The 16,263-nt window shown below is 41.4% G+C and carries 27 protein-coding genes and 1 tRNA gene; all 28 read left to right on the forward strand.

Annotation, left to right across the window (positions count from 1 at the left end; all coding sequences use genetic code 11):
* Positions 1-8: 8 nt before the first annotated feature.
* The 28 genes from G0029_RS06530 to G0029_RS06665 all read left to right on the forward strand — a co-directional run bounded on the left by G0029_RS06530 (position 9) and on the right by G0029_RS06665 (position 16,228).
* Complete coding sequence (locus tag G0029_RS06530; protein ID WP_227591881.1) at positions 9-254, forward strand: hypothetical protein; 246 nt, start codon at positions 9-11, stop codon at positions 252-254.
* Positions 232-636 (forward strand): DUF1064 domain-containing protein, encoded by a 405-nt coding sequence (locus tag G0029_RS06535; RefSeq protein ID WP_180110145.1) that lies wholly within the window; start codon positions 232-234, stop codon positions 634-636. The genes G0029_RS06530 and G0029_RS06535 overlap by 23 nt, the downstream gene beginning before the upstream one ends.
* A gap of 9 nt (positions 637-645) precedes the next feature.
* Positions 646-888, forward strand: coding sequence for a hypothetical protein (locus G0029_RS06540; RefSeq protein WP_180110117.1), 243 nt, complete (start codon positions 646-648; stop codon positions 886-888).
* Between the two features lie 12 nt (positions 889-900).
* Complete coding sequence (locus tag G0029_RS06545; protein WP_180110116.1) at positions 901-1,452, forward strand: hypothetical protein; 552 nt, start codon at positions 901-903, stop codon at positions 1,450-1,452.
* A gap of 126 nt (positions 1,453-1,578) precedes the next feature.
* Positions 1,579-1,752, forward strand: a complete 174-nt coding sequence (locus G0029_RS06550) for a hypothetical protein (RefSeq protein ID WP_180035574.1) — start codon at positions 1,579-1,581, stop codon at positions 1,750-1,752.
* Between the two features lie 461 nt (positions 1,753-2,213).
* A tRNA-Arg gene (locus G0029_RS06555) sits at positions 2,214-2,289 on the forward strand.
* Between the two features lie 362 nt (positions 2,290-2,651).
* Positions 2,652-3,041 (forward strand): hypothetical protein, encoded by a 390-nt coding sequence (locus G0029_RS06560; RefSeq protein ID WP_180110144.1) that lies wholly within the window; start codon positions 2,652-2,654, stop codon positions 3,039-3,041.
* A 103-nt stretch (positions 3,042-3,144) separates the two neighbouring features.
* Positions 3,145-3,369: a hypothetical protein gene (locus G0029_RS06565; protein ID WP_194087880.1), complete on the forward strand. Its 225-nt coding sequence runs from the start codon at positions 3,145-3,147 to the stop codon at positions 3,367-3,369.
* Positions 3,308-3,586, forward strand: coding sequence for a hypothetical protein (locus G0029_RS18240; protein WP_218948127.1), 279 nt, complete (start codon positions 3,308-3,310; stop codon positions 3,584-3,586). The genes G0029_RS06565 and G0029_RS18240 overlap by 62 nt, the downstream gene beginning before the upstream one ends.
* Positions 3,570-4,073, forward strand: coding sequence for a hypothetical protein (locus G0029_RS06575; protein WP_180110114.1), 504 nt, complete (start codon positions 3,570-3,572; stop codon positions 4,071-4,073). The genes G0029_RS18240 and G0029_RS06575 overlap by 17 nt, the downstream gene beginning before the upstream one ends.
* Positions 4,074-4,154: 81 nt before the next feature.
* A complete protein-coding gene (locus G0029_RS06580; protein ID WP_180110113.1) occupies positions 4,155-4,511 on the forward strand; it encodes a hypothetical protein in 357 nt (118 codons plus the stop codon).
* Positions 4,512-4,551: 40 nt separating this feature from the next.
* The gene (locus G0029_RS06585; protein WP_180110112.1) at positions 4,552-5,175 is read left to right on the forward strand and encodes a putative metallopeptidase; all 624 of its coding nucleotides are present in this window, start codon (positions 4,552-4,554) and stop codon (positions 5,173-5,175) included.
* A 45-nt stretch (positions 5,176-5,220) separates the two neighbouring features.
* On the forward strand, positions 5,221-5,688 hold the full coding sequence (locus G0029_RS06590) for a DUF2280 domain-containing protein (protein WP_180110111.1): 468 nt from the start codon (positions 5,221-5,223) through the stop codon (positions 5,686-5,688).
* Complete coding sequence (gene terL / locus G0029_RS06595; protein WP_180110110.1) at positions 5,678-7,081, forward strand: phage terminase large subunit; 1,404 nt, start codon at positions 5,678-5,680, stop codon at positions 7,079-7,081. Before G0029_RS06590 ends, terL begins: the two co-directional genes overlap by 11 nt.
* 1 nt (position 7,082) lies before the next feature.
* Positions 7,083-8,498 carry a DUF4055 domain-containing protein gene (locus G0029_RS06600; protein ID WP_180110109.1) on the forward strand — a complete coding sequence of 472 codons (1,416 nt, stop codon included), beginning with the start codon at positions 7,083-7,085 and terminating at the stop codon, positions 8,496-8,498.
* Positions 8,498-8,689, forward strand: coding sequence for a DUF551 domain-containing protein (locus tag G0029_RS18550; protein WP_180110108.1), 192 nt, complete (start codon positions 8,498-8,500; stop codon positions 8,687-8,689). Before G0029_RS06600 ends, G0029_RS18550 begins: the two co-directional genes overlap by 1 nt.
* 8 nt (positions 8,690-8,697) lie before the next feature.
* Entirely contained in the window at positions 8,698-9,819 is a 1,122-nt protein-coding gene (locus G0029_RS06610; RefSeq protein ID WP_180110107.1) for a minor capsid protein, read from the forward strand.
* Between the two features lie 41 nt (positions 9,820-9,860).
* Positions 9,861-10,235, forward strand: coding sequence for a hypothetical protein (locus tag G0029_RS06615; RefSeq protein WP_078191933.1), 375 nt, complete (start codon positions 9,861-9,863; stop codon positions 10,233-10,235).
* A gap of 240 nt (positions 10,236-10,475) precedes the next feature.
* A complete protein-coding gene (locus tag G0029_RS06620) occupies positions 10,476-11,228 on the forward strand; it encodes a DUF6651 domain-containing protein (RefSeq protein ID WP_180110106.1) in 753 nt (250 codons plus the stop codon).
* Between the two features lie 20 nt (positions 11,229-11,248).
* Positions 11,249-12,205, forward strand: a complete 957-nt coding sequence (locus G0029_RS06625) for a major capsid protein (RefSeq protein WP_180035586.1) — start codon at positions 11,249-11,251, stop codon at positions 12,203-12,205.
* A gap of 50 nt (positions 12,206-12,255) precedes the next feature.
* Positions 12,256-12,732, forward strand: coding sequence for a hypothetical protein (locus G0029_RS18245; RefSeq protein WP_227591883.1), 477 nt, complete (start codon positions 12,256-12,258; stop codon positions 12,730-12,732).
* A 3-nt stretch (positions 12,733-12,735) separates the two neighbouring features.
* Positions 12,736-13,110 (forward strand): hypothetical protein, encoded by a 375-nt coding sequence (locus G0029_RS06635; protein WP_180110105.1) that lies wholly within the window; start codon positions 12,736-12,738, stop codon positions 13,108-13,110.
* Positions 13,107-13,505, forward strand: a complete 399-nt coding sequence (locus tag G0029_RS06640; protein ID WP_180110104.1) for a hypothetical protein — start codon at positions 13,107-13,109, stop codon at positions 13,503-13,505. Before G0029_RS06635 ends, G0029_RS06640 begins: the two co-directional genes overlap by 4 nt.
* Positions 13,480-13,851 (forward strand): glutamate 5-kinase, encoded by a 372-nt coding sequence (locus tag G0029_RS06645; protein WP_218948124.1) that lies wholly within the window; start codon positions 13,480-13,482, stop codon positions 13,849-13,851. The genes G0029_RS06640 and G0029_RS06645 overlap by 26 nt, the downstream gene beginning before the upstream one ends.
* 29 nt (positions 13,852-13,880) lie before the next feature.
* Positions 13,881-14,399: a hypothetical protein gene (locus G0029_RS06650; RefSeq protein WP_180110103.1), complete on the forward strand. Its 519-nt coding sequence runs from the start codon at positions 13,881-13,883 to the stop codon at positions 14,397-14,399.
* 43 nt (positions 14,400-14,442) lie between these two features.
* Positions 14,443-14,817 (forward strand): hypothetical protein, encoded by a 375-nt coding sequence (locus G0029_RS06655; protein WP_180110102.1) that lies wholly within the window; start codon positions 14,443-14,445, stop codon positions 14,815-14,817.
* The gene (locus G0029_RS06660; RefSeq protein WP_180035591.1) at positions 14,814-15,227 is read left to right on the forward strand and encodes a phage tail terminator-like protein; all 414 of its coding nucleotides are present in this window, start codon (positions 14,814-14,816) and stop codon (positions 15,225-15,227) included. The genes G0029_RS06655 and G0029_RS06660 overlap by 4 nt, the downstream gene beginning before the upstream one ends.
* 65 nt (positions 15,228-15,292) lie before the next feature.
* Entirely contained in the window at positions 15,293-16,228 is a 936-nt protein-coding gene (locus G0029_RS06665; protein WP_180035592.1) for a phage tail tube protein, read from the forward strand.
* The last annotated feature ends 35 nt before the right edge of the window (positions 16,229-16,263 follow it).

Here is a 16,263-nt window from a genome sequence, read left to right on the forward strand (position 1 = left end):
ACGGAGAAGTGGCTTTTTATGATGGTTGTTTGATTGAAGCTCAGCAGGCTGAGATCGAACAGCTCAAAACCCAGCTCAACAACATGGAGGCCTGTTATATCGAGAAGAAGAAGGAAGTTGAGGACCAGCAGAAACGGATTGATAAAGCCTTGAGTATTACAGGGAATTATTGCGATGAGGATGATGCAGCCTTGTTGATTTATGTTTTGGAAAAGGCTTTGCGAGGTGCCAGTGACCAGCATCTCACTCGCTGAATACCATAAACAATATGCGCCCAAGACTAAACCTAAGTCTGGGCGCAGCAAATTTAACGCACAGCGCATTGAAAAGGACGGAATGAAGTTCGATAGCGTCAAAGAGTACAAGCGCTATATCGAGCTTACAGCGCGAATGCAGAGGGGTGAAATTTCAGAGTTACGGTGTCAGGTCAAATTTGTCTTGGCACCTAAAGTGAAATTGGAAGGCGAGAAAAGAGCAAAACCCGAATTTAGGTATTACGCAGATTTCACATACATCGAAAACGGGAAATTCATTGTTGAAGATGTGAAGTCGCCGGGAACGAGAAATTTACCGGGTTATCGCAACAAGAAACACTTAATGAAGTCAGTACACGATATCGATATTAGAGAAGTTTGAGGGATTGGGATGAATGCTAATAATTTTGATTGGGCACTTTATTCAAATGGTAAGTATTGGCTTTATGAGCACTGGAATGAGACCAATACAAATATCTATGGAAAAGCCAAATTTGATTCCAAGGAGGACTTCCTAAAACACGCAGGCAAACACTTAACAACAGAACAGATTGAAACTTTAGAACAGGGTCAAAGCGTATTAATCCCACAGCAAGACGGGACTACCTTGTTTTTTAAATACGTGAATTTGTAAGAGGGAATAGGGGTGAATGCAGCAGCAGAAAAATTTGAACCGTTTGAGTGGTTAACCAAAGGTATTACAGCGAAGTCACCAAACTTTGAGCCGCAAGCGCATGGTACTGGGGAGAAGCCTTTGAATTATGAAGATCGTTTGGGTGCGATTGCGAGCATGGAAACACAGCTTGCAAAGTCAGTTACAGCGCTTATTGTCTTTGATGGGAAGTGCGAAAGCGATTATGAGTATGTGCGCAATCACTTAGTAAAAATTATGTTGGTCAATGCTAAGGATGATAAGAAGCGCAAGCCTGAGCATATCACCATGAATCATTTGGCATACTTGGTTGCACGTATGGTAATTGACTTTGCTTTGAATCCTGAGCTTGAAGGGAATTTCACAGCGCAAGGTCGATTGTATTATGCGGGTATTAATTCGATGCAGATGACAACAAATGTGTATCGACTAACATGGAAACCGTATGAAGATTTAATGAGTTTAGCGCTTGAGTCTGCAATTGATGAAGCGTCGAATGCAATTAAAAAGTACAAGAAAAATACTTACAAAGAAATGCGAGCATAGGGCTATCATTATTCTGATGACTAGGGTATAGTTTTACTATACTGGTCGTATTACGGTTATCCGAGACCAAGTGTGTTTTGCACAGGATGTGCAGTAATTTTAAGTACCATTTAAAAAGGAATTTTAATGGAAAAATTTATTGAAAGTATCATCAAATACGGTCTCAACCTTGGTGTTGATAGTGTTTATGAGGCTATCCAAACCGAATTAAATCAAGAGAAAAATATTGGTTCTGAAATAGCCAATATATTTGTTGAAAAAGGGTATAGGTTTTTAAAGACTGAAATCCAACAACTCTGATTTAGTTTGATATTAAAAGCTCACCAAACGGTGGGCTTTTTTGTTGCCTGAAATTTCCTATAAACCTGAATCATTGGTGATTTTATAAAATAACGTCAACCGATTGGTAACTTGGATTTGTGACGCTGTGATTAAATTCTCTCAGCTAAAAGCACAAACGGTGTGATGCAGAAACCAGCCGCATAAGTGGTTTGAATCCAGTGCGATTTCGTCACGCACTGAGTGAGCCTCAGAGTAAAACCTTAAGAAATGGGGGTGACTCCCCAAATAATGACTGAATCGAAATCTAGATAGCACAATCCATAGCTCACTTGGGTATGTGTGGATTTAGTGAGTAGCGGTTAGCCCACGTTAAGGGCTTTAATGCCCTGAGAAATGTTTTTTGTGTAAGCAATATCAGGGCACCTATGGTGGTTCCTATTAATTTGTAGTGGTTTTTAAATTGATTACCGCCACCCAATGCGCCTATGGCAGAAAGGATTATGCATCGGACTTCTATTCCGACTTATGTGGGTTCGAATCCTACTGGGCGCGCCAAATTCTAATTAGGTCGAATTCGCCATAATTAAAACCTTTCGAATTCGAAACCTTTAAAAAGACATTTACCCTGCCACCCTCACAAATGAGGGGACCACATTTTTAACCACAAATTATTCCTAATAATATTCCAGATTCTAATTCCCTCGAATTCGATGCTTTTAAAATGGTGGAATTACACCAGATAGGAGAACAATATGCTCCAATTTTTAAAATGCTTATTCGGCTTTCATGGTGTGGTTGAAATTGATCACACGATTGATGGTGATGAGATAAAGGTTTGTCGAAGTTGTTTGAAGGAAATTTAAGAACCCCGCCAATGAGTGGGGTTTATTTTTGCAAAAAAAAAGGAAAACAAAATGATGAAAACTAAAATAATTGCGCTGGGTTTAATGTGTGCAATGGCTACTGTTGGTTGTTCTCGAGATGCTCAGGTTGCCTCGCGAAATCTATCTCATGCAGCAGACAACTTCCAATTAGATCGACGAATCGTTTTTTATAACGGTGTTACTGGTGACTATGTTCTAACGATTGAAGGAAAGTGTGCCTTTGAAGCTGTTAGTGAACGAAAGGTTGATGTGACCTGTAAGACGAGCGATACGGAATTTAAAAAGCATTCACTAGGCATTTCTGACAATGTGACTTACTTTTCCGAGCAGCTAAATAGCAAAGGTGTTAGTACCTACCAGTACAAAGTTGATTTCAGACCAAGCGTTATCATTCCTGATGTGGATCTGAAGTTACCCAAATAATTTGCCGAACGTATTACGGCACACAAAGACCCCTCGCATTCTAGATGTTGAGGGGTTTTCTTTTCTTATTTGAACTATCCGGAAATTCCGGAAGGTTGGCTGTATGGACATAGTATCTGCACAAAGGGAATTAAAAGAACACTGCGACCAGATTGATATTTTACTTAGTCTGTCCCGCAGTATGATGACCGCTAAAGAGATGGTGAATGTTGATGAAAAGCTTAAACGCCACCGAGAGCGGGCAAGAAACATCAGAATCAATCTCTATGAAGCGCAACCCCAAAAGACTTGCAGCAATCAGAAAGCTGCCGTGCGTTCGGTGTGGTAATCCAAACTCACAAGCGGCTCATTCAAATAGCGCCAAGCATGGTAAGGGTCGAAGCATTAAAGCCAGTGATGAGTTCACAGTGCCGCTATGTCATTCATGCCATAGTCAATTTGATCAGTACAAGTTGGGCAATCGTGAAGAAAGTGAAAAGCTGTTTGAGCAATGGTTGATTAAGACTGAGTTGATGATGGGTAAGCAGGATGAAGAATACTTTTAAACTCGAACCCGCTACATTCGTTATTAAGTCATTTGAAGAAGTGGGCAAGGCCATTGCATACATGCATAAACATCATGCGAATGCTTTTAATGACGGCAAGCCTTTAGTTGTTCGGATTAATCAAAAAGAAGATGACCGGAGCAAAGCGCAGAATCGCTTGTATTGGATGTGGATGAATCAATGGGCTAAGCATCAAGGCACAGATAAAGATTTAGAGCACCTATTCTTTAAGAAGCATATGCTTGCTCGGATCTATGCACGGGATGATGTTGGTCAGTATAGAGCCACGTTTAACGCAGTCAAAGTTTTAAAAGATCAAGGTCATCCGATGTATCAGCAAGTAGCTAATGGATTAAATGAGTTGATTAGCACTACAGACGCAACGGTAGATCAATTCACTGAGTATCTGAATGACATACATGCGTTTTGTAATAAACATGGGTGTTGGTTACAGACACCAGATGATTTGATGTTTGCTTGGTCATAGGGTGAGCACTTGAATAACTATATGAATTATATCTGACTTTTTAGAGAGTAAAGTAAGGGCACTTTCTAGAGGGGTAGATAAGTGAAGAATTTATTTAAAAAAATTGGCGGCATCTTTGGCTTTATTATGATTTTTGGGTCAGAGCTCCATGCCGCAGGTTATATTCCAAATGGAGTGGTCCACTCCTCAATTACACCAATGACTAACCCTAAAGGGGTTGCATTCTCTTTTGTTAAGGAGACGCCAAATGATGATGTTGTTGCTGGATATCAAATTAGTTTCCATATAAAATGTGCTGGTCAGCGCATATATTTCGATGGCTCTACAGCATATTATACTGATGGGGTTGAAAAACGCATACCAGCCACGCAAGATGGGACGGTATTATTAAAAACCAATCCTATGTACCCAATGTATTTAAAATATTGCACAAAATAAACCAAACCTCCTTCGGGAGGTTTTTTAATGGCTGGAAATTATGAAAAGACCTTACCCGCCTGAACATCTTATCGATAAAGACTGGTCGGAAGAATTTCTATTTGAACCAGCTGCAGATATTCATGATTGGCTGCAAGAGACAATCCTTAATCCAAATAGCGATTTATACAACAAAGACCACATGCATTTGATTGGTCACACAGGCATTGGATTCTTGTGGGCTGAAAGTGCATTTGAAAAACAAGGTCGTGTGGTTTTGGGGCAGGCAGAGATTGTTCAATTTCAAGCGAGTGGATGGAAGAAATACAGACAAGAAGCGCAATTGATTAAATGGTTTGGGTTTCTCCCGAAAGCACTAATCACACTGGATGCGCGTTACTGCTCAGACTGTTCTGATTCATCGTTCATGGCATTGGTTGAACATGAGCTTTATCACTTAAAACAAAAGATTAGTCCTAACGGTGGACCATGTTATGACAGCCATACAGGGCATGCAGTATTACAAATGCGTGGGCATGATGTTGAAGAGTTCTTTGGTGTAGTGCAGCGTTATGGTGGGCATTCAGGAATTCATAAAATGGCAGAGCTTGTTAATAGCGGCCCAACAATTTCTAAGGCAAATATTGCTCATGCATGCGGTACGTGTTTATTGAAGTTGGCTTGATTTTTTTGCCTATCTTGCTATACGTAGCTATACAAAGAGGTGGTTATGGCAGCCCTAAAAGAGCCTGTAAAAATATTTATAGTTCAAGCTCTTGCGTGCCGTGATACCCCTCAAGAAGTCGCGGATCTTGTTAAGCAAGAATATGGATTGAAAATTGAGCGCTCACAAATCGCTTTATACGACCCTACAAAGATAGCCGGCAAGAACTTATCAAAGAAGTTTGTAGATTTATTTCATGAAACCCGAGCTGAATTTGACAAGGGCTTAATCGATATTCCAATTGCTCAGAAGTATTACCGCATGCGCCAGTATCAAAAGCATCTTGAGAAGAATGCTAAAAATACCTTCATGGTGTTAAACATCATGAAGCAGGCAGCGCAGGACTTGGGTGGGCAGTTCACGAATCGCCAAGAAATTACTGGTAAAGATGGTAAACCTATAGAAACCGTGAACTCAAATGTTTCAACTGAGAGCTACCTTAATGCAAGGGAGCAGGCTTTAAATGATTACTGATCCAGCGCTTGACCTTGCGATTCAAATAGAAGCGCAGCAAGACTTGTACTTCTTTTCGCGGTATATGTTTAAAGAGCGCCGCAAGTACAAATGGCTTCACAATTGGCATCATCGAGTAATCTGTGACGCTTTGATGAGAGTTTTTCGTGGTGAAACAAAGCGACTAATTATTAATGTTCCTCCGCGCTATTCTAAAACTGAATTGGCTGTAATTAACTTTATGGCGTGGTGCTTTGGTAAAGCGCCTGATTCTGAATTTATCCATGTAAGCTACTCGGCTACATTGGCAGCAAATAATGCATCTCAAACACGAAATCTAGTGCTTGAGGATTCCTATAAGCGCGTATTTCCAAACCTTAAATTGCGTGAAGATAGTAAAGCTAAGGATGATTGGCGCACCGTAGAAGGTGGTGTTTGTTACTCACAAGGTACAGGCGGCACAATCACAGGATTTGGTGCAGGCAAACTGCGAGATAGTTTTGGTGGTGCAATCATTATTGATGACCCGCACAAAGCTAGTGAGGCGAGTTCAGACACAATTCGCGGTAACGTTATTGAGTGGTTTCAAAACACGCTTGAGTCGCGGACTAACTCACCAGATACGCCAATTATCGTCATCATGCAGCGTTTACATGAGGAGGATCTTGCAGGCTGGTTGCTTTCTGGTGGTAATGGTGAAGAGTGGGAGCACTTGTGTTTACCGGCAATTCAAGATGATGGCACAGCATTATGGCCTGCTAAGCATTCAATTGAACGTTTGAAGGTGATGGAGGATGCAGCACCTTATGTGTTCTCAGGGCAGTACCGCCAATTACCATCACCGCCAGCAGGCGGTTTTTTTAAGCCTGACAGAATTGAAATTGTGGACGCACTACCTGCGGAATTTACTAAAGAAGTGCGTGCTTGGGATTTGGCTGCATCTGAAAATGAAGGTGACTGGACTGCTGGTCCGCGGATGCTGAAGACTAAAGAAAACATCATTTACATCGTGGATATGGTGCGCGGCAGATGGGGCCCTGACGGTGTTGAAAATACAATTAAGCAGACGGCTCAGATGGATGGAAAGTCAGTGATGATTCGGCTGCCGCAAGATCCTGGTCAGGCGGGTAAATCACAAGCTAAAAACTTTGTAACAATGCTTTCTGGATTCCAAGTAAAAGCCGAAACCGTCTCGGGTGACAAAATAACTCGCGCCCAGCCATTTGCTGCTCAGGTCAATATCGGGAATGTGAAGATGCTGCGCGGTGATTGGAACAAAGCGCTCATTGATGAGCTGCGCAATTTCCCAAATGGCAAGCATGATGACCAAGTGGATGGCTGTAGTGATGGATTTAATGAGTTAAATGAGGCGCCACAAGTCACTCACATCGATATACCAATGTTTGGATTCTAATATGAGCATTACAGCAACACATGCCGACTATGATAAGCACATTGCGACTTGGAATAAGTTGGATGATGTTTGTGGTGGTCAGGAAGTTATTAAGGCAGCAAAAGAGAAGTACCTGCCTAAGCCCTCTCTGTTTAATTCAAAGAATGATCCAGATGGCTTAAATCGCTATAACGAATATTTGATGCGTGCAATTTTCCCCGGTGTGACAAGCCGTACTTTGGCGAGTCATATTGGCTTGGCTTATGGAAAATCACCAATATTCAATAAACCAGATGAATTGGAATATTTAGAGCGCAATGCTGATGGTGCAGGCCGATCTATTTATCAGAGTGCTCAACGTGCAACACGTTTAATTAACCGAAACTACCGCTGTGGTGTTTATGTTGATTTTCCAAATGTTGCGCCAAGTCGCAGTAAGGCAGAGGAAAAGTCTAAAGGTGCTTTTCCGATGATTCATATTCTTAAAGCTAGCTCAATTATTGATTGGGATTACATCATTGTCGGTAACCAGAAAAAGCTAAGTTTTGTGAAGCTGCTTGAGACGGTAAAAACCCGGAATGGATTTAAAGTTGAATCCAGTGATCAGTACCGAATTTTAGCACTTGAAGAAGTTGGTAGTGGCTTTGTTTACACCGTTCAAATTTTCACTAAAAATGAAAAAGGCGAATGGGTAGAAGGAGAGAAGTACATTCCAACTGATTACCATGGTCAGCCTTGGGATTACATTCCTTTCACATTCTGCGGTGCAGTAGATAACTCAGATGAAATTGGTACAGCACCACTGTATGAGTTGGCAACTATGGAGCTGTCTTATTACACCAGTACTGCTGATGTAGAAGAGTCGGCATTTATTGTTGGTCAGCCTACTTTGTGCTTTCCGAATATTACGCCAGAACAGTACGCCATGGTAAAGGAGTCAGGAGCCAGTGTAGGTAGTCGCTCTGGTATTCCTACGGATGCAAAGATGGTCCAAGCGGAAAAAAATGGACTGGCTTATGAGCGTATGAATGATAAATGGGACCAAATGAAAGAGCTTGGTGCTCGATTAATTGAAGTCGGTTCTGCTAATAAAACAGCGACTCAGGCAGACAATGATAGCTCAGTCCAACATTCAGTTTTGTCACTCGTTGTGGCGAATGTATCTGAAGCCTTTACCAATGCACTGCGCTGGTGTGCCAAATTTGTGATGCCTGAACATGATCTAAAAGTGGATGAGCTGAGCTTTACGATTGCTCAGGACTTTAATAAACCTAAATACGACCCAACACGTTCCAAGCTGATTTACGAAGCTTGTCTTGCAGGTGAATTGCCGATGTATATTTGGTATCACTACGAGCAGACCGGTACTTTCCCGGAAGATAAATGGGAAGACATCGTTAAGAAAATTGAAAAGCGGAATGATGGAGTAACTGAATAGTGAAGTGGATTAAATTAAGCGATAAGCAACCACAGTGTTATCAGCGTGTTTTGTGCTATAGACCTGATAAATTTACTGTAATTGGTAAAGCCACACTTGGCTCAAACGGTTGTACTTTTCAGGGTGAAGATGGGTATCAGTTGTTGGAAGTTACTCATTGGATGCCGCTACCTGATAAACCGCAACAGTAAGGTGAATCATGAACACATCAGCGCAAAAAACCTTACTTGATGCGCTGACTCAACATCAGGCATATCTGTACCGGGCATCTTCACAGAACGTAAATGATCTGATCAAGGTCTTTGACAAATTATCGAATGAGCAGTTGCTTAAACTGGGTGATTTGCTCGAGAACTTAACTGAATCAGAACGTAAAGCCTTGCAAGGTCTCAACTTTTCAAGCAAAGCTAAGGCCAGTCGTAATATTGAAGAAATCAAAGCCACTTTAAACGAGTGGTTTTCTTCATTAAATACTGAGCTGCCTGAGATATTTGAACAGTCAGCTATTGCCTTGGCTGTGTATGAGGCTAGTTATACCGTTGCTTTGATGGGTGAAACGCTTCAGGTTGATGGTGAAAAGCTATATCAGAAAGCCAAAAAGGTGCCTTTCTCTGGCGGTCAGCTGGTTGATTACCTGTTTGCTGATATTGCGGCAACACTACGAAAGAAAGTTGAAAGTGCAATTCGCGATGGTATTTCACAAGGGCAGACCAATCAGCAGATTGTGCAACGAATCAAGGGGCGAAAGGCTTTAGATTATAAAGATGGCTTACTTAAGTCGTCACGTGAATCAATTGAACGTCAAGTAAGAACAGCCCGCAGTCACATTAGTACTGCAACTTATATCGATACGTACAAGGCGCTTGGGTATGAGTATGTAAAAGTTGTAGCCACTTTGGATGGGCGCACTTGTGAGTACTGCGCATCAATCGACGGTGACGTATTTTCTATCGATGATCCATTGCGGCCAAGATTTCCAGTGCATCCAAATAACCGCACAACATATATGCCTTGTAATAAGGATGGTGAGATTGGTGGATTACGGCCTTTTGTTATGGATGAGCGTAAAGTCAAAGATATTCCCAAGGATGAGCGCAAACATCTTATTGGCCAGCTTGATGCCAATACATCATTTAAAGAGTTTTTCGAGCAGTCGGATGAGTTCTTTCAGCGCACTTGGCTGGGTAAATCTAAGTATGAGCTTTATAAAAAAGGTGAGTACAGTATTGATAAGTTTGCTGATCCGCTGAATAAGCGTGGTTATACGTTGGATGAGTTGAAGGTTTTAGATAAAAAAACCTTTGAATTGTTAGGTGTTTAAATATAATAGTCATCACTATTTTAACTAGGCAGATAACAACAATGAAGCTTTTCGCATTTCTATTTTGTGTAATTGTATCAAGCACCTCTTTTGCTTCAACTCAAAAAGACTTTGAACTTAAATATTACAAGTTAATGGAGCGATACGTTCAAACACAATCGGACAGAAATCAAGTGATTTCTACGGAGGCAAAGAATGAGCAAGAGGATCTAGCTAGGTCCAATAAACTTAAAGCTCTAGATTGCAAAGGTTGGAAAGAGAATATTGAACTTTATGATTTTGTCTTAAGTAGATTTAAGGAGTATGAGGGAGCTTCAGAAGGTGTCCGAGCAATGGGATACACCAAAGAAAGCCTGCAAGATGAGTCTGAATGGTTGCGTGAGCAATTAAACCAACCAGAGAACAAATGCAAATAATCCAAATCATGACCCGAAAGGGCTTTCTTTAGGTCATAAGGACATCTCAAAAGCAGTAACAGAAGTTTAACTTGCAGAAAACAAACTTTAGAAATTCGAAGGTTATTGCTTTTTTGCAATTACCCAAAAAACTAAATTCAAATAGAGCACCTCCCGAGGTGCTTTTTTATTGCCTGCTGAAAGCGGATGCGGACAGCGTAACGAGCGGATGCTCATTTTAGAAATAGGGTCGGATGACTTATGAAACTTAAAACAGTAACCGTGGATAACAAGACATATGCGGAAGTGAATGAACAGGGCTTACCAATCTATGTTCATGACGATGGCAAAGAAGTAGCACATGATGCAGCCCAAACCGTAGCAACCATTTCGCGTTTGAATGGTGAAGCTAAAACAAACCGTGAACGCTATGAAAAGGCTGAATCCACGCTTAAAGCATTCGAAGGCATTGAAGATCCAGCAGCTGCTAAAAAAGCTTTAGAAACTTTGAAAAACTTCGACGATAAAAAACTGGTGGATGCTGGTGAAGTCGAAAAAATCAAACTCGAAGCAATTAAAGCCGTTGAAGATAAATATGCACCAATTGTTCAAGAGCGTGATGCATTTCAAACTCAACTGCATAACGAGCTTATTGGCGGCGGTTTCGCTCGTTCTAAGTACATTCAAGAAAACATCGCTGTGCCGGTAGACATGATTCAAGCCACGTTTGGGAAAAACTTCCAGATTGAAAATGGCAAGGTCGTGGCGGTTGGTGTAGACGGTCAAAAAATCTATTCACGCACTCGCCCGGGCGAAATCGCAGACTTTGATGAAGCCCTAGAAACCTTGGTTGGTGGATACCAGCACAAGGATTCAATTCTAAAAGGTTCTCAAGCTGGTGGTGCGGGTTTTCAGGGTGGTGGTGGAAACAAATCGGGCCCTAAATCTTTGGCTGAATGCAAAACCAAAGAAGAAAAGATTGCTTACATGAAGCAAGTGGGCGAAAAAGCATAAATTAATTTAAGGAGAGGCATATGCCTTTTGATTTACAGGTATTTAACAAGCAAACCTATGCCGCAATGACAGAAACGGTGGCACAGGACATTAATAAATTCAACGAAGCATCACAGGGTGCAATCCAATTGATCAATGAGCCTTTCGGTGGTGATTTCAACATCGAAGCATCGTTCAAGGCAATTGCTGGAATTGTGCGTCGTCGTAATGCTTATGGTACAGGTACAGTTACCGCAAAACGTTTAGAACAATTACTTGATGTGGCTGTAAAGGTTGCTGCAGGCACTCCGCCGATTGAGTATGAAAAACAGCAGTATTCTTGGATTCTTCAAAACCCTGAACTTGCTGCCTTAACAATTGGTGAGCAGTTGGCCAAAGCGCGTTTAGCTGACATGCTGAATGCGGGAATTTTGGGTGCATCTACAGCAATTTCAGGAAATACCAATGCCGTGCATGGTGACGGTACTGATGCTGCATCATTCCGCTTGCTTAACAAAGGTGCTGCGAAACTTGGTGATCGTTCAAGCGCAATTCGTGCTTGGATTGTTCACTCTACAACAATGCACAACCTGTTTGACAATGCTCTGGCCAACTCAGAAAACCTGTTCCGTTATGATGGTGTGAATGTGGTTCGTGATCCGTTTGGTCGTGTGTTTGTGGTGACCGATGCGCCTGCCTTGGTAGGTGATAATGCTGGCACTGCATTCTACAACTCGCTAGGCCTCGTAGAAGGTGCTGTTGTCGTGAATGACAACAATGACTTCAATGCTGAATTGGTGCCGGGCACCGGTGGTGAGAATATCAAGTACACCTACCAAGCTGAGTGGACATTTGGTGCAGGTGTGAAAGGTTACGCATGGGATACCGCTACTGGTGGCAAATCTCCAACTGATGCAGCAATTGGCACTCCAACTAACTGGGATCTGATCGCATCAAGCGTGAAAGATACAGCTGGCGTCCTAATTAAGTCTGCTTAAATGAAGTGCCCCGAAAGGGGCTTTTCTTTGCCTGATTGGAAATAGAAAACATGAAAAAAGAATCTAATAAACGCCTATATTTCACGGATGACTTCTCTCCCGAAAATGTGGCAAAACTTCAAGGTGAAGGTTATATCCTCCGCAAAGCTAGTGCTTATCACGAAGCTGATACTTTGGAACCGTGCTCAGAAGTGGCTGGTGATGTTCCTAAGGCTTATCTAGATCTGATTAAGCGCAATAATTCCAGTATTGTCACCATTGAAGCAAAAGTTGGCATCACACCAGAACTTCAAGCCACGATTGATGATGCAAAAGCCGAATGTGCAAAAGTTATTGCTGAAAATGTGGAGTTGAAAGAACAACTAGCCACAGCCCAAGGTGAATTCATTGCATTCAAAAATGATGTTGCTGCTATGCAGGCGCGTATTGATGAATTGCAGCCACCCACCAAAAAGCCAACTGCTGCGGAATTGAAAGCAGCTAAAGCCGCAGAAGAAGCCTCCAAAGTAGAACAATCTAAGGAATAACCCATGAGCTTTATTACCCAAGAACAGGCTGAGCAAATTATGGGGGCAGACTTTGCACCAGCTGGTGATAAAGCTCGCCTCATTAAATTAGCAAATACATGGATGAAGAATGAAGTTGGCTTTGTTCCTGATCCAATTGATCCAATCCTGATCGATGCCGCATGTGAAATTATTAAAGGCATTCAAGCTGGTGTGATTTACGCGGGCATTGCTCGTCAAACTACCAGTGAAAGCGTAAAAGCAGACACAGTGCAGGTCACCGAAAGTTTTGCCGAGGGTAGTGTTGAGGTATCTGAGTTCGAGCAAATTGCACGGGCTTACATTGCGTCATTGGATTTAAAGCCTAAAGGCTTCGGGTTTGAGGTGTTTCGAGCATGATTAACACCGACTATGTGCCTGAATGGTATATCACGCCTTTTGAGCATTCGAAGTACACGCTTGCTCGTAATCAGATGCATATGGATCTTCTGTTTGATGACATGAATGATTCGGATGAATTTCTATCTCTTGGTTGTCCTGCGCAAGTCGACTATTACGATGACGGCAGGCACTGCATTGTTCAGCTCGGGGAAACGCAAGATAAATCACTGATAATTGTTCATGGTTTACTGTTGCATGAAGCTGTGCATATTTGGCAGCGTACAAAACACCTAATGGGTGAAAAAGAGCCAAGCATTGAATTTGAAGCATATTCAATCCAGCGAATAGCTCAAGACTTGTTTGCTATGTATGAAGAGAGCGAAAGTCATGATCAAGAACAAAATTCAGTCTAAAGTGGCTGCGGCATTTAATAAAAAGTTAGCTGATGCTGTGGATTCATTCACGTGTGAAAAGATAATTTACTCTGGTGAAATGGATTTCGAGACGCAGACTTACCCAGTCATTGGTGATGAATCTTATTCTGGTCGTGGCGTGCTATTTGGTTCTTATTTGAAAGATATGGTCAAGCCTATTGATTATCAGGTGACAGATTCAAAGGCCACTGTCTTGCAGAATGAGGTGAGTCAGGTGCCACAGATCGGTGATGTATGGACCACATCAAAAGGGCGTTTTAAGGTGGTGAATATTGGTGCTGATCCAACGGGATCTATTTGGGTTTGCCAGTTGCGGAAAGTTTAGTAATATCCCTCTGAAATTAAGGGGGATTTATGAATTTTTGTGCTGTTGATTGGAATGAGTTGATAAAATTATTCACACCTTTTTTTATTACTCTTATTGTTTATTATGTGTGGCATAAGCAAAAAGGAAAAGAAGTAATAGCAAGTGAGGCAAAGTCGCTTTTAAAGAATTTACTGGAAGAGGCTGCACATATTTCTGCACTTAAATATGAAAATTCTATCAGTTCTGAAATTCTGAGTGAAAAGATTGAGAGGATAAATATCATCTCTCAAGACAATTATAGATGCATTCTCTATCTTGAATCATGCTTGAATGAACCTGATTTATTGGAGCTATTTAAAAATTATAGTTCTTTAGCTTTTGAAGTAAAACATATCATCAGAAAATGTGTGTCTGCTAGCGAGGATGATAATTCAGATTTCCATGATAATCTTTGGAAATATAGTAAATGCTTTGATCATTATCAGGATTTAGTTGATAAAGTGATTAAGGAAGTTTCACCATTTACCACATATAAGAAAAGCTTCAAACTAAAACATTATAGTTAAATTCAACAAAACCCGCCTCGGTGGGTTTTTTAATGGGTGGAATATGGGATGGAAAAACAAACCCAGTGATTTTGCTGCACACATGCTCAAGGATGCTGACCAACATGTAAAAAATATCGTGGGCGAAACACTTCAGCAAGTCATTGTACGTTCCCCTGTAATGGATGGTGAATTTAGAGCATCACACAAAGTTACGCTTGATTCACCAGATAACTCATACCAAAAAAATTATGACGAATCAGGCTCAGAAACATTAAATCATGGTCTTAAAGTAGCAGCTTCAGCTAATTTTGGTGGCCTGATCTATATCCAAAGTAATAGTCCGTATGGCATTCGTTTAGAAAATGGTCACTCTCAACAAGCGCCAAATGGTGTTTATGCACTTTCATTTCAGTATGTATGTGAGAAATACAAATGATGACAAATACTCAAGCCTTGCGGGCTATTTTGGCACGTGTGGGTACATTCACTGGAATGCCTAAACCAAACATCCAATTAGCAAATAATCCGCTTGTTGATGGTAAACCTTTTGAGCCGCCAGCAAATGAGTTATGGGCCAAGATCACCGTTAAAAATGCAGGGAGTTTTATTGCAGAAATAGGATCTAAGCCAAGTACGCGCACTACCGGTATTGTTTATATCCAATTGTTTGCACCGCTAAATACAGGCACAGATTTGATATCTCAGATGGCTGACAAGTGGGCTGAACATATGCAGTTCCATAAAAAGGATGAGTTGGAGTTGCGTGAAGCTTCTATTATTGATGTAAGCACTTATGGTGAACTTTATTACCAGTACAACGTGAATATTTCGTACGTAGTGAGCTAAACCCAAATTCTTATTTAGCCGTCCTTTTAGGGCGGTTTTTTTATGCCTAAATTCAGGAGACAACTATGTCAAAGGGCACTGATGTGGTAATCCACATTGCGAAAGAAGAAACACCTAATACTTTGCCTGCGGTGCCAGTGTGGCATACGTTGCGTCGAAATTCAGACTCACTCAAAAAGACGGTATCAATGACACAATCTGATGAGATTGTAGATTCGCGTTTTGAGCAAGGTTCTGTGGCAAGTTCAGCTGAAGCAACTGGTAGTATCGAATTTGAATTATCAGCTTTAAGCCAAGATATGTTTTTTGAAGGTGTTGCTGGTAATTTATTTGTTGACTCAGGCACACCAAGTGTTTCTACTTTGGAAATTGGTGGTGACACACTACCAACATACACAATTGTTAAGCACGACAAAAAAGTCGGGTTTATTCAAGTTTTCACGGGTTGTCGAATTGGTGAGCTGACCATTCAAGGCGACACAGAAGGGAAAATCACAGGCACAGCTTCAATTAGTGCAACCGGCTATAGCAATCCAACAGCAACACCAGTAGTAAATCCTGTTGCAGCCACAGATACTCCATTTATGTCATCAATCAACGTGAATGAGTTTAAAATTAGTGGTGTGTCCACAGTTGGAACGGCTTGTGCCGAGTCCTTCACAATTACTATCAATAACAATCTGACTGCTAAGCCATGTTTGGGTAACGGTAGTTTGATTCCAAACCGCTACACAGAAGGTAATGTCACCATTACTCTAAACGTGACTTTGGCACTTACAACCACATCTAAAGCTTGGATTCCTTACGTTGAATCACGTGAAACTATGACAGCTGAAATTGGCATGGAAGATTCAAAAGGTAATGCCTACGGTTTTAATTTCACGAAGCTGGAGCTTGATAACGAAGGGCTTTCAGATACCAATAAAAATGATGACCACACTATGGCGATGGAATTCCGTCATGTGAAAGAAGCGCCAACGATTACACGCACAACAGCTTAACAATGGCCCCATAAGGGGCTTCTATTTTGGAAAAG

Source organism: Acinetobacter sp. YH12138 (genome assembly GCF_015218525.1).
GTDB lineage: Bacteria > Pseudomonadota > Gammaproteobacteria > Pseudomonadales > Moraxellaceae > Acinetobacter > Acinetobacter amyesii.